Here is a 1,213-nt window from a genome sequence, read left to right as displayed (position 1 = left end):
AGAAGGCAAATGGACAGCTCCAAGCTTTACGGTTAATACTGTCAGTGAAGATGGGGATAAGGTTGAAGAGCAGAGCTATGATGATGTAGCAAAAGCCTTTGCGAGTGTAGGTACATCTTTCAGCAATCTTCATAATGAAATGACGAAAGCTGTCACGAATATTAACAATCAGATTAACAATGTAGTGAATGACAGTCTTGTCAAGCAGGATGAAGAGAGCAAGGTTATCAAGATTGGTGCTGAGAAAGAYGGTACTGAAATCAATATCGCCAACAACAAAAATGAAGATCGTACGCTTTCTGGAGTTAAGACAGCAGTAAATGATAATGAAGCCGTTAATAAAAAACAACTTGAAGACAGCTTGAAGGATCTTTCTAACAGCATTCAGTCAGAAGATTCAGCGGTTGTTCTTTACGATAAGAAGGAAACTGGTGAGACTGATTACACGAGTGTGACTTTTGGTAAAGGTAAGGGTGCTACTGCTGTTGGCCTGCATAACGTAGCGGATGGTAAGATTGCTGATAATTCTCATGATGCGGTTAGTGGCGGTCAGATTAATACCATTTCTCAGAATGTTGCGCAGTTTTTAGGTGGTGAAGCAGTCTTTAAAGAAGGTGTTTTTACAGGTCCGACCTATAAATTATCTCAGGTTGATGAAAAAGGTGAGGCTAATCAGGCAGAGTTCAAAGATGTTGGTTCAGCGTTTGCAGGTCTTGATAAGAATATTAATAATGTGAACAATCATCTTACGAATGTTGTTCAAGACTTTACTCAACAAATAACAGATATTACTCAAGAAGTTAAAGGTGATGCTTTGCTTTGGAACCAAGACGAAGGAGCGTTTGTAGCCCTTCATGGTGAAGATAAGGACAGAAAAGCTAGCAAAATTACCCACATTTTGGGTGGAGATATTGTGTCTGGTTCAACGGATGCAGTCAATGGTTCYCAGCTTTATTCGATGAAYAATACGCTTGCGATCTATTTTGGCGGAGGTGCTAAATATGAAGAAGGCAAATGGACAGCTCCAAGCTTTACGGTTAATACTGTCAGTGAAGATGGGGATAAGGTTGAAGAGCAGAGCTATGATGATGTAGCAAAAGCCTTTGCGAGTGTAGGTACATCTTTCAGCAATCTTCATAATGAAATGACGAAAGCTGTCACGAATATTAACAATCAGATTAACAATGTAGTGAATGACAGTCTTGTCAAGCAG

Annotated in this window: 1 pseudogene; it reads left to right on the top strand. The window is 39.8% G+C overall.

Annotated features, from left to right (window positions below):
• Positions 1-1,213: pseudogene (locus HWX04_RS08180) on the top strand (hypothetical protein); the annotation flags it as partial.

This window comes from Bartonella gabonensis (assembly GCF_903679515.1).
Classification (GTDB): domain Bacteria; phylum Pseudomonadota; class Alphaproteobacteria; order Rhizobiales; family Rhizobiaceae; genus Bartonella; species Bartonella gabonensis.
This window is presented reverse-complemented; position numbering and strand designations above follow the sequence as displayed.